At 47.7% G+C, this 11,927-nt stretch carries 11 protein-coding genes and 2 pseudogenes; 8 read left to right on the top strand and 5 right to left on the bottom strand.

Features of this window, described 5'->3' with window-relative positions; translation table 11 throughout:
- Window positions 1-9 precede the first annotated feature (9 nt).
- Together ACTWJ7_RS03240 and ACTWJ7_RS03245 are read left to right on the top strand one after the other, a co-directional pair.
- The gene (locus ACTWJ7_RS03240) at window positions 10-246 is read left to right on the top strand and encodes an MbtH family protein (RefSeq protein ID WP_301880502.1); all 237 of its coding nucleotides are present in this window, start codon (window positions 10-12) and stop codon (window positions 244-246) included.
- Window positions 243-1,708, top strand: a pseudogene (locus ACTWJ7_RS03245) (MDR family MFS transporter). The gene ACTWJ7_RS03240 and the pseudogene ACTWJ7_RS03245 overlap by 4 nt, the downstream one beginning before the upstream one ends.
- A 92-nt stretch (window positions 1,709-1,800) precedes the next feature.
- On the opposite strand, the gene ACTWJ7_RS03250 reads toward ACTWJ7_RS03245, so the two are convergent.
- Window positions 1,801-2,487, bottom strand: a complete 687-nt coding sequence (locus ACTWJ7_RS03250; RefSeq protein ID WP_301880497.1) for a 4'-phosphopantetheinyl transferase family protein — start codon at window positions 2,485-2,487, stop codon at window positions 1,801-1,803.
- Window positions 2,488-2,567: 80 nt separating this feature from the next.
- Complete coding sequence (locus ACTWJ7_RS03255) at window positions 2,568-3,440, bottom strand: arylamine N-acetyltransferase family protein (protein ID WP_301880495.1); 873 nt, start codon at window positions 3,438-3,440, stop codon at window positions 2,568-2,570.
- A 242-nt stretch (window positions 3,441-3,682) separates the two neighbouring features.
- Between ACTWJ7_RS03255 and greA the strand changes: the two genes are divergently transcribed.
- The gene (gene greA, locus ACTWJ7_RS03260; protein ID WP_024629715.1) at window positions 3,683-4,159 is read left to right on the top strand and encodes a transcription elongation factor GreA; all 477 of its coding nucleotides are present in this window, start codon (window positions 3,683-3,685) and stop codon (window positions 4,157-4,159) included.
- Window positions 4,160-4,233: 74 nt separating this feature from the next.
- Here greA and ACTWJ7_RS03265 read toward each other — a convergent pair whose 3' ends face one another.
- Window positions 4,234-5,280 carry a hypothetical protein gene (locus ACTWJ7_RS03265; protein WP_443145121.1) on the bottom strand — a complete coding sequence of 349 codons (1,047 nt, stop codon included), beginning with the start codon at window positions 5,278-5,280 and terminating at the stop codon, window positions 4,234-4,236.
- A gap of 23 nt (window positions 5,281-5,303) precedes the next feature.
- The gene (locus ACTWJ7_RS03270; protein WP_443145122.1) at window positions 5,304-5,582 is read right to left on the bottom strand and encodes a hypothetical protein; all 279 of its coding nucleotides are present in this window, start codon (window positions 5,580-5,582) and stop codon (window positions 5,304-5,306) included.
- A 471-nt stretch (window positions 5,583-6,053) separates the two neighbouring features.
- On the opposite strand from ACTWJ7_RS03270, the pseudogene ACTWJ7_RS03275 reads away from it, so the two are divergent.
- Both ACTWJ7_RS03275 and rlmN read left to right on the top strand, forming a co-directional pair.
- Window positions 6,054-7,417, top strand: a pseudogene (locus ACTWJ7_RS03275) (sodium-dependent transporter).
- A gap of 178 nt (window positions 7,418-7,595) precedes the next feature.
- The gene (gene rlmN / locus ACTWJ7_RS03280; protein ID WP_301880484.1) at window positions 7,596-8,690 is read left to right on the top strand and encodes a 23S rRNA (adenine(2503)-C(2))-methyltransferase RlmN; all 1,095 of its coding nucleotides are present in this window, start codon (window positions 7,596-7,598) and stop codon (window positions 8,688-8,690) included.
- A gap of 342 nt (window positions 8,691-9,032) precedes the next feature.
- On the opposite strand, the gene ACTWJ7_RS03285 is transcribed toward rlmN, so the two are convergent.
- A complete protein-coding gene (locus ACTWJ7_RS03285; protein ID WP_079348119.1) occupies window positions 9,033-9,473 on the bottom strand; it encodes a GNAT family N-acetyltransferase in 441 nt (146 codons plus the stop codon).
- A 208-nt stretch (window positions 9,474-9,681) separates the two neighbouring features.
- On the opposite strand from ACTWJ7_RS03285, the gene ACTWJ7_RS03290 reads away from it, so the two are divergent.
- The 3 genes from ACTWJ7_RS03290 (at window position 9,682) to ACTWJ7_RS03300 (ending at window position 11,744) form a co-directional block, all read left to right on the top strand.
- Entirely contained in the window at window positions 9,682-10,122 is a 441-nt protein-coding gene (locus ACTWJ7_RS03290) for a MarR family winged helix-turn-helix transcriptional regulator (protein ID WP_079348493.1), read from the top strand.
- Window positions 10,123-10,300: 178 nt separating this feature from the next.
- Window positions 10,301-10,849 carry a hypothetical protein gene (locus ACTWJ7_RS03295; protein ID WP_079348117.1) on the top strand — a complete coding sequence of 183 codons (549 nt, stop codon included), beginning with the start codon at window positions 10,301-10,303 and terminating at the stop codon, window positions 10,847-10,849.
- Between the two features lie 166 nt (window positions 10,850-11,015).
- The gene (locus ACTWJ7_RS03300) at window positions 11,016-11,744 is read left to right on the top strand and encodes a class I SAM-dependent DNA methyltransferase (RefSeq protein ID WP_079348115.1); all 729 of its coding nucleotides are present in this window, start codon (window positions 11,016-11,018) and stop codon (window positions 11,742-11,744) included.
- Window positions 11,745-11,927: the final 183 nt, after the last annotated feature.

Consider the following 11,927-nt stretch of genomic DNA (forward strand, 5'->3'; position numbering starts at 1 on the left):
GACAAGGCGATGAGCAACCCTTTTGAACATGAAGACAGCAATTATCTGGTGTTAATCAATGAGGAGGGACAGTACTCCCTCTGGCCTGCTTCCCTTACGGTACCTTCGGGTTGGACCCTAATGCTGGGCAAAGCCAAGCGTCGGGTATGCCTTGATTACATCGCCGAGCAATGGACAGATCTGAAACCACTAAGCCTCTGTGGTGAAGCCGGCATGCCTGGAGCCATTCATGAGACTAGCAGATGAAAATAGGTCTGAATCCCAAGGTAATTGTCAGCATCGTCTACGTTCTGGCGATGTTTATGGTGGCCATGGATGGAACGGTCCTGAATGTAGCACTACGAACCATCAGTGAAGAGCTGGGGATTCCCCCGGCTGCTTCAAGTACTTTGAATGTAGGGTATCTGGTGAGTTTGGCCGTATTCCTGCCTGTAGCGGGGTGGCTTGGTGATCGATGGGGCACGAAACGGGTTTTCCTGTCCGCACTTGCACTGTTTACGGTATCTTCTGCACTCTGTGCAACGGCCGATCAATTAAGTACGCTGACGTTCTTCCGCATTTTGCAGGGAGCAGGGGGTGGTCTGCTTACTCCTGTAGCAATGGCGATGCTGTTTCGAACCTTTCCGCCTCAGGAACGGGCTAAAGTATCCCGAATGCTCATACTGCCCATCGCTCTGGCCCCGGCCCTGGGGCCGATTGTGAGCGGATTGATTGTGGACCAGCTCTCCTGGCGATGGATTTTCTATGTGAATCTGCCCGTCGGCATTCCAGCGGTAATCTTCGGAATGTTGTATCTGAAAGAGCATAGAGAGCAGGGAGCCGGTCGATTGGATGTACCGGGCTGGTTATTATCTGCCCAGGACTCGCTCTGACGATGTACGCGCTTAGTCAGGGTCCACTGCGAGGGTGGACTTCACCTCTTATTATTGGAGCCGGCTTTACAGGAATTATCTTATTAGTGTTGCTCGTAGTGGCTGAATTGCGCACGAAGCAGCCTTTGCTTGACCTACGTTTGCTGAAAGACCGCTTATTTCGCTATTCGGGACTGGTATCCGTATGCGGAGCAGCAGGTCTGCTGGGCATGTTGTATGTGTTTCCGTTAATGTATCAAAATGTGCTAAACGCCACTGCGCTGGAGACAGGGCTAACTACATTCCCGGAAGCCTTGGGGCTAATGATTGCTTCCCAGCTTGTGCCCTGGACGTATCCACGGCTGGGTCCGCGAAAGCTGATATCCCTGGGTCTGATCTGCACGGCAGTGATTTTCATTACGCTTAGTCAGATCACAGTAGATACGAATCCGTGGTTCATCCGTTCCTTATTGTTCGGAGTGGGTATCTTTCTGGGACAGACGGTAGGGGCGGTGCAGATTGCTTCGTTTGCCCAGATCCCACCTCCTTCCATGGGACGAGCCTCCACCTGGTTCACGGTGCAAAATAGGTTAGGTTCAGCGGTAGGAATGGCGTTATTGTCTGCTATTCTGGCTGGCGTGGGGACAACGACAGTATCTGCTGCTGGAACGATGGAGCCGAATATGCTGGCTTACCGTCTGGCTTTACTGGGAGCTGCTGCGTTTTTGTTGATTGGTCTATGCTTTGCCCTGAAAATCAGCGATGCTGATGCGGCTGCAACGATACGAAAGAACAGTGGTCAGGGTCTCTTTCGGAGGCAAAAGAAATCTCCATCATTAACGCAGGAATCACAATAATTTGAACTTCCAAAAAAATCCCTGGCGGGCTCGGGCTCACCAGGGATTTTTAAGCATGATTTTTTATTGGGGAGAGGTTTGTAACCCCTCCTTCATAATAAAGCCTGATACAGCTCTTCGATTGTGATGAAATCCGGCTGGGCAGGCAAACCTTCGCCTGCGGAACAAGCTGCCAACATATGCCCGTGATCCAGTCGTATGCTGAGGAATGGATAAGAGGCTGCTTCCGGCGAGTGCCAGTGCCCATCAGCATTGCGGATCATGGAGAATGAATCAAGTGGCATAGACAGGCCCATGCCGACGGCCTTGATATAGCTCTCCTTCAGCGTCCATAGACGGTAGAAGGTCTCCAGCTGTATCTCAGCGGGCTCCGCAGCCAGAAACTGGCTCTCCGTCATAGAGAAGAAGCGCTCAGCAATCTTCATGTCGATGGGCGATATTTTTTCCACATCCACACCTAGATCAGTATCACCACCAGAGATTAGAGCAATCCAATCGCCGGAGTGCGAGACATTAAATTGAACATCAGCATCGTTGCTGAGCGAAGGTTTGCCGTATTTGTTACGGGTAAACGAAAACTCTCCCGGGTTTAGGCCAGTCAACTTACTCAGCGTCACACGGGTCAACACTTCACCCAGAACGGAGCGATATGCGTCCGCCAGGTGCACAAAGCGTGAAGCTTGTGCTCGTCTTTCCTCAGATACGTGCGAAAGAAAATGGTTCCAGTATGCCTCTGGCAATTCTGTCGGAACTTGTAGAACATGAATCGTTATCATCATTTATCACCTGACGATGTATTCGGCATCCATTGCAGACTTTCCTTTATATTCTTCGGTTTCTCGGGTCTTCCCATACCGCTTCATGCCTGCTGTGCTCTTTTCCATTCCTCATGTGCAGCCTGTACCCGATCCCACATTTGTTTGCGTTCCAGTTCCGTATAATTCAACAACGGTTCGTGGAACCGCTCGGCTAATACGTCTTTCCAATCGGTGTAGGTTTGTATCTCCGTTTTGCGGATACCATCGCGGTCATGCGTCCGGAGAATACATCCACGCAGCTCGGTGCTATGGAGAGCATCCCTCTGACGGAGCAAAAACGCGTTATGCCAAGGTGAATCGGCTGACTGGCTGTAGAATTCATGCTTCGGAATGAACTCTTCCAGACTGGTAAGCACTTCGGGAGCATAGTCGACTCCTTCACTTGGCCCGTTGGGCTCATATTCAAGTCTCCATCCGCCAGGAGCAACGGATGAAGGCATTAATGTATATGTGAACGGTGCTGATCCATAGGTTCCATAACGAAGAGGAAGCGGTTCGAAGGGCATGCCACCCAGACCGACATCCACAATCCAACGTTCCGCATTGGGGTCTGTATCTGGCAAAGAGACCGACAGACCGAGATGGAACGAGTTCACACGTGGCTGTTCACCATGTGGCTGAACTCCGGCACGATGCCAATGCACTGTATATCCCAGAGAGTGAAGCAGAACGCTGAATGCGCCATTTAGATGAAAACAGTAACCACTGCGCCCTTGCAATATAAGCTGAATCGATTCTTGAAGATCGATGCCTGCAGGCCGACCCGCAAAAATATCAACCGTCTGCCAGGATAGATGCTGTACGTGTGCCTGCTGGATTTCGGACAGGAATTCCAGTGTGGGTTCCTTGATATCGTTAATGCCTATCCGTTTCAGGTAGGCCTGTATTTCAGGTTGAGTCAATGTAACATTCATCCAGATCACCTCGAGTCATGTAGTGGGCGTGTGATATACTGCTGCTGCCCTGACTTCATTGTAAAAGTGATCGACTGAAATGAATATACAAGTTTGCTTCAATTGTACCGGTACAATTAAGAGAGACACATACACATCTTTCCATGATTGGGAGCGTTATTTCTTTTTCTTGGTATGTTAACCGTTTGGAGTGGATATAGGTTAGAATATAGATAGAAAGCAGGATTAGGAGAGATGGAAAAATGGCTAATGATGAAGTGATTTTGACACAGGAAGGCTTGGAAAAGCTGGAGGACGAACTGAGGGATTTAAAGACGGTGAAGCGTAAGGAATTGGCGGCGCGTCTGAAACTCGCGATCAGTTACGGTGACCTGAAGGAAAATAGTGAGTATCATTCAGCCAAAGATGATCAGGCTTTTATGGAAACCCGCATTTTGATTCTGGAGAAAATGCTGACCAAAGCAAGAGTCATCACTTCGGACAATATCGACTCGAACAAAGTAAGCATTGGCTCAACCATTCTGCTTAATGATATTGAGTTTGCCGAGAAAATTGAATACATGCTGGTTGGTCCGGCCGAGGCAGATGTTGCTGATAACAAAATATCCTACGAAAGCCCGCTTGGCAAGGAACTGATGGGCAAAGAAGTAGGCAGCGTCATTCATGTCAATGCGCCAATGGGCGTTATCAAATATGAGTTGCTTGAAATTAAAGTTTAATCGGAATAGAGGTGTTTCGACAACCATGGGAATGGCTGTTGCAGCACCTCTTTTTTGTCCGTATAGGTTGATATTCAGCTGCGTTTCTTCCGTCCATTCAGAACCTCAAAGGTCATAACATACACGACCCAGAACAGGATCACGATATGGATCATCGCAATGGAGATGCCGATGCCGTATATCCAGCCGTTGGTCAATCCTGATCCGAGCATGTTAAAGCCTGCTCCATGTCCTCCGCCAACCCCCCCATGCCCGCTACCCATAAGGAATGGTCCTTCCTCTGCCCCAACGTCGCCGCCAGAGCCTGTGCTCATGATCATGGCAATATTTACGTAGGTAGTCAGGGAGAAGGCGATTGCTGCGTACATCCATTTACGTTCAAAGAACGGGACCAGAACAAAGAATAACAAAGCAGGTATGCTGTAACGCTCATGAATTTCCGTTGGCAGCATAAAGAAGGCGAGATTCACCGCTGCACCTGCAATGAGCAGAGATGAGATACGAATTTCCTTGATTAACAACAGATAGGCTGATAAGCCAACCACAGCAATAGCAAGCAGCAGCAGCCCCAACATTTTGTACGTCACTATGCCAAACAACACCGTAGCATCGTTTGTTGCCGGATCACCTAGCAGGTGATACCAAATATTCATGGCATTCAGGGAAAGCTGGGGGTACATATTAACGGCGCTTCCGTATGCATTGTTCAGCATGGCACTGAGGGTTCCGTTTGCTGCAAAATAGAGAAACACAGGCAGGGTAGCAATCATTAATCCTGCTGCAAATAGAAGCATGCCGCGAAATTGCCTGTGATAAAGCTGGCGTAGTAATACAATACCGATGACCGGGGCAATGACGATTGCCTGAAACTTCGCCAGCAGGGCAACGGAGAATATAACACCCGCCAAGAGAGGATTACTTAGAAGGAGAACGGTAGATAATACCATCAATGTACTGTGCAGGATGTCGATCTGACCCCACATGGCGCTGTCGACCAACAGACCGGGGTTGAAGGAAAGGACTGCAAGCAGCAATAAACATGCGCCAGGGCCCAGTCGTTTGAAGGTGAGGGTTAAGACTGCCATGGACAGGACGTCGAAGGCGATAGGCAGTATTTTCATGGACAGATTGCCAGCTGAGGCGGTTATGCCCAGGCCATCGAGTATCCAGCGATACAACCCCAGAATGACGATAAACAAGGGGGATAGTTCTGATCTTTGCCAAACAGGTATGATTCGCGAATACCGTACTGGTGAACAGCATTCATCCAATCAACGAACAGGGACTGATCTCCGACATAACCCCTGAATTGTGTTCCAAGGTACAACCGAAGCAGCAGACCTCCGGTGAAAATCAGAACGGCATACAGCCAGAAATACCTGTTCCATCGGGTTTTTGGATCTGTGTAGCTCAGTGTGTTCATGATTCTCCTCCTCAGCATGGGCGATTGAGATTGGTGCAAGTATAGGCGACCAAGATGAGAGAGGGATTAATTTTCGACCGTAAGTGTGTGGTACGAAGCTTAAAGTTTGCTGAATGCCAGTGCTAACACGACGGATTTAAAAGCAGAGAAGCAGGAGCCTTTGAGGAGGTTCCTCCTTCTTAACGGTTTGGTGGTCGCCTGGAAAGTTGAGTTTGCAGCCTTCTGAGGAATTACCGAAATACAGGGCAGGGTTGGCGTACTCCTTTTTATCACATACTGCATATTAGGGGGTTCAGTGGACTACATATCGCATGCTGATTGCTTTGTTAAGCGAAGAAGGCAAGGGCAGCATATTTAATGTAGACATTCCTGTAAATAAATAACATTTCGATTAATTTCGATTTTCGAATGACCTGAGTGGATGACTGTTATATAATAACGGAAAATCTTAGAACAGATGGAGTAGATATAATGAATTTTAGTAAGTCCAATGATTCCAACTTGAATCAAGACGGTCCAAACAAAGGTGAACGCTTCTCACAAGCCGGATTCATTATGGCTGCCATTGGCAGCTCGGTCGGTCTGGGCAACATGTGGAAGTTTCCTTATATTACGGGGAGAACGGGGGCGCTGCCTTTTTCCTGCTCTTTATCGTTTGTCTTCTGTTGATTGGTCTGCCCGTATTGCTGGCCGAACTTGCGATTGGCCGCAGCGGCAGAGGAAGCGCAGCAACGGCTTTTATTAAAGCAGGTGGACAAAAGGGGTGGCTTGCGGCTGGCTTGCTGCAAGTACTGACGCCGTTTATCATTCTTTCCTTTTATGTCATCATTGCAGGCTGGACGCTGCAATATGCAGTGACGTCCTTCAGCGGTACATTGTATAACAATACCGACTTTGCCGGACAATTCGGTGATTTTGTGGGCGGTTATATGCCTTTGGTGTGGCAAGTGGTTGCAGTCCTGATCACAGGCCTGATCGTAGTCAAAGGAGTCTCCAACGGCATTGAGAGGTTTAACAAGATCCTTATACCGGCGATGCTGGTGCTGCTCGTGATTCTGATGATACGTGCGGTAACTTTACCGGGAGCTGGAGCGGGAGTATCCTTTTTCCTGAACCCCGACTTCTCACAGCTTACGACCGAATCTGCCCTGGTTGCGCTTGGACATGCCTTCTTCTCCCTGTCGCTTGGTATGGGTATTCTCGTGACATACGGTTCATATGTTGATAAAAATCAATCGCTCGGTGCAGCAACCGTTGCTGTCGGCGCGGGTGACCTGATATATGCGTTCATTGCCGGTCTGATCATATTCCCAACGACATTTTCCTTCGGGATTGCACCGGATCAGGGTCCGTCGTTGATCTTTGTGGCACTGCCTGCTGCGTTCTCGGCCATGCCGCTCGGATTCCTGTTCGGCGGATTGTTCTTCGTGCTTCTGGCGATAGCGGCATTAACATCAGCTGTATCCTTGCTGGAGGTTCCGGTGAAGTATTTCATGGAGCGATTGTCCTGGAGCCGTAGTCGTGCGGTATGGGTCATTTCACTTGCAGTCTTCCTCGTGGGTCTTCCTTCGGCACTTTCCTTGGGGTTGATGCCTGATCTGAAAATTGGCTCCAAAAATGTGTTTGACTGGATGGATTTTGTGGCATCGAACATCATGCTTCCAGTTGGTGGATTGCTGGTTACTATTTTTGCCGGATACTTCTGGAAAAAGGCTGCCGAAGCATCCGGCCTGCGTGCAGGATGGTTCCGGGTATGGCTGTTCATGCTGCGTTACGTAGCGCCTATCCTGGTGCTTCTGGTTCTGCTGCACACCTCCGGTATTATTCACTTCTAAACGGTTGGGAATGGAAATGAAGAAGTAAGGTACTGTGCAGATTTGCCATTGATAAAACCTCTTGGAAGAAATGCAAAAGCCCTTGTGTTCCCTCGTCAATTTTGGGACAATACAGAGTAGAGGTTTTTTGGGTAGGACCGATGAGCCATATGCTTTTTTGCGAAAAGAGGACAATAACATGATTAAATCATCCATATATGGATTAACATTAGAGCAATTACGTGCCTGGCTGCCGGAGCATGGACAGAAGAAATCCCGTGCTTCCCGCATCTGGGAATGGTTATATCAGGAGCGTGTGAACGATTTTACCGAGATGACGGATGTCCGTCAGGAATGTCTGGATGTTATTTCCGAGCATTTTACAATGAACTCGCTGAGTGAACATGTGAAGCAGGAATCGGCAGACGGCACGGTGAAATTTCTGCTGCGTATGCAGGACGGCAATCTGATTGAAACCGTCTTAATGCGACAAAAATACGGTCTCACTGTATGTGTAACCACTCAAGTGGGATGTAACATTGGCTGCAGCTTCTGCGCGAGCGGGCTGATCAAGAAGAGCCGTGATCTGTCCGGTGGCGAAATTGTAGAACAGATTATGCATGTACAACACTATCTTGACTCAGCTGGCCAAGGCGAGCGGGTAACTAATGTGGTCGTGATGGGAATTGGCGAGCCGTTTGACAATTTCAAGAACATGACGGACTTCATCGAAGTGATTAAGGATCGTAAAGGATTGGCGCTTGCGGCCAAGCGGATCACTGTATCCACGAGCGGACTGCCTGACAAAATTAAGGAATTCGCCGACAGTAATCTGCAAGTCAATTTGGCGATTTCGCTGCATGCACCGAATAATGAACTGCGTACACACATTATGAAGATCAACCGCGCCTTCCCGATTGAGCAATTGATGGACGCGGTGGATTATTACCTGACGACAACGAACAAACGCATTATGTTTGAATATATTTTGCTTCGGGACGTCAACGATCAGCGGGAGCATGCCGCCGAACTGGCTGAACTACTTTCGAGCCGGAAAAGCATGGTCAGCGTCAATCTGATTCCGTACAATCCGGTGGATGAGCACAGCCAGTATCAGCGGAGTACCGAAGAGTCCATTCTGGGCTTCTATGATACATTGAAAAAGAATAATATCAACGCCACTGTACGCATGGAGCATGGTACCGATATCGATGCCGCCTGCGGACAACTGCGTAGTAAACAGATGAAAAATAATGCCGATGAATCGCAGCCAGGTCGTCTGGCTTTGGGATAAAGAGGTGAGAGAAGAAGTCAGGTTAACGCCTGACTTCTTTGTCATGATCATGCTAATTAAACGCTCTCCTAAGTGGAGCACTCCTAACGAACACACCACACCTTATTGAGGCAAATTACATGAATTAGAAATCCTAACGCATCTCAGCCACTTTATTACGGTAAAAACCGCAGAAAAAGGTGCATTGTAGGCTGCAAAACAGTAAATAAGGTGTATACGATTCATTACATTCTCAAAGTGGCTGAATCTCCTATAGTAACACTTGCTGGGTTCCTTAGAACCCAAAAGAGCATCCCAAAGTCTTGTTCTTGACCTTGAGGATGCTCTTTGTTCTTTTTGTAGTTATTTCAGCTTTTTGGTCATCAGCAGATGAGGAATGCCATCTTCCATAAATACGTCCGAGGCAGCTGTGTATCCGAGACGTTCGTAGAACCCGGAGGCTTGTACCTGAGCGTGTAGCTTGGCTTTCTCCAGCCCTTGGTCCAGGGCCATCTGTTCCAGCTTATCGATTAGTACACGACCAAGCCCATGTTTTCGATAATCGATCATGACACAGATCCGTTCCAATTTAGCAACATTTTCAACTACACGCAGTCTGGAAGAGGCAGCTGGCGCACCGTCCACGTAAAGAAGGATATGACGAGCTTCTGTATCCAGTGCATCGTAAGCGTCGAATTCATCCTCCGCAGGCACCCCTTGCTCTTCAACAAAGATGGCGGTACGTATGGCGAAGCAGGCGTCGAGCAAATCTTGGCGATTAGCTTCAACAATAGTTGTATTCATGAAATTTTCCCCTTTAGTCAATAGTAATCCTATCCTGACATGGTAAACTGGTACATAGCATGAACGTGTACCTGTCCCATGTGTTATCATGGTTAAAATTTGAACAGATTCAATTTAGTTATATCATCAATTATGTTGCGAATGCAACAATTATAGATGGAGAGTGGATACATTGACTGAAAAAAAAGAAGTGCTGCGTGAAATTGGCATGATTGCCCGCTGTCTGGATTCAATCAGCAACGTTGAATTCCAGCATCTAAACCTGTCTCGTGGACAGTATTTGTATCTTTATCGCATTTGCGAGAATCCTGGCATTATTCCCAACCAGCTGGCTGAACTAATCAAAGTCGACCGTACCACGGCAGCCAGAGCTATCAGCAAACTGGAATCGGACGGATTTATTGTCAAACAATCCGCATTGGATAATAAGAAGAATAAGCTGTTATATCCGACAGAGGCTGGTCTTGAAGCCTGGGAGTTTATCCGCAGAGAAGGAGTTCACTCGGACCAGGTGACGCTTCAAGGCTTGACGGAAGAGGAGATTGAGACAGCCGTGAACCTCTTACGCCGAATGCGTCATAATATCGAGGTGGATTGGAAATTCGTCAAAAAAGGCGGCCGCCGGCCTTATATGGATCAATCTGAATAAATCCTATCTCTGTCCTTGATTGCTATAATCCATTTCATTTACGCCTGCGTGTCCTATTATACGTATGGCTTCTTTGAAGCATGTCGATAGACGCTTTTCTCAGTAAATTCACAGAAAGTGATGCTATACTTCTTCTCATCAGGAATAAACCATTCATTGTGAAGGGGGGGCAACGATCATGAACAAAGCAGCCGTAAAGAAGAAATCGTATATACCGAAGAAAGACCGTAAATGGGTATTGCTCAGTCTGGTGGTGGCAGCAGTTATTTTGGCTTACGGTCTGTGGAGTTTAATTCATCTGTATAACAGTACAACAAACTGGAACGACCACCACATCAGCGAGGCTTATAAGGGTTATGGCTCTCAGGCCCAGATATTGCTCTTTATCGTGCTGGCTTATTACGTGATCCTGTTTGTGATGAAACGTAAATGGCTTGACGCCTGGGCGCAAATCAGGAAACTAGCTATAAAGCTGCTGGGCATAGCCCGTCGTGTACACGTCCCGATAGCCATTGTTGCAATGGGATTGATAGCCCTTCATGTGATTGGAGCTTTTTTGTTTAACTTCATGCTGGATTTTAATCATATTACGGGATTGCTCGCTGGGATTGCTCTGCTTCCTGTTCCGATTGCCGGGATTTTCCGTTACAAGAAGCTAGATCGGCAGTGGCATCTGAGATCGGGTCTCGCTTTTGCTGTATTGTTCCTGATCCATGCTTTTCTATAAAAAAGAAGTACAGTGAAGCGCCAAGATGGCGCTCGCTGTACTTTTTTGGTTTTAGGTTTGCCGAGGTTGAATCAGGCAAGGGTTCCAACTATAGCTTCCAAAGGTGTATAATCTTTCAGGCTGAATAGGAGAGCTAAACTTCATCTCAGTAACGGAGGGGTACGCAATGAACGAACGTGGATCTGATTTTTACGAAGATGAAGCTAATTTTGAGAAGTATATGGAACGCCGGCAGTGGCAGGAAAATGCCAACGATACGCTGGAGAAGCCTGTGATGCTGGAATTGATCGGAGACGTTGGGGGAAAGAGCATATTGGATCTCGGCTGTGGGGATGCGAGGTTCGGAGCAGAACTGCTGGGCCCTGGCCATCTTGGAGGCAATTATACCGGAGTTGAAGGTTCAGTGAATATGATTCAGGCTGCCAATGAAACGATAAAGGGCAAGAACGCACAGATTGAGCAAGCTTATATGGAAGACTGGAGCTATCCCGCGGATACATATGATCTGGTCATTTCCAGACTGGCGATTCATTATATTGAAGATGTGAATAGCTTGTTCCGAAAGGTATATCACACGTTAAAAGAGAATGGTACATTCGTATTTTCGGTAGAACATCCTGTGATTACGTCGACGTTACAGCCTTCGGGGACCCGAACCAACTGGGTGGTTGATCAGTATTTTGTGGAGGGATTCCGGGAGCAGCAATGGCTTGGAGGTACGGTGAAAAAAATGCATCGCTCCATTGAATCCTACTACATGGCATTACAGCAGGCGGGATTTCAAGTACAGCATCTGCGGGAATCGACGCCTCAGCGTCCGTATTTTGTGAACGAGGAGACGTACCTGCGCAGACAGCGCATTCCGTTGTTTTTATTCCTCTCTGCCCGGAAATAGTACACAGAAAACTGTGGATAATTCATAACATAACCAAACAGCCCAAAAGCCTGTCCACATGTGGATAAGATTCTGGGCTGCTTCGAATATTCTGACTGTGAATAGATAAATTGAACTAAAGAATATTTACACTTGCCACTCCGTTGACAGAACAACCTTCCGATCACTGTTATCCCCAGATTC

It is taken from the genome of Paenibacillus sp. 1A_MP2, assembly GCF_052244825.1.
GTDB lineage: Bacteria > Bacillota > Bacilli > Paenibacillales > Paenibacillaceae > Paenibacillus > Paenibacillus vandeheii.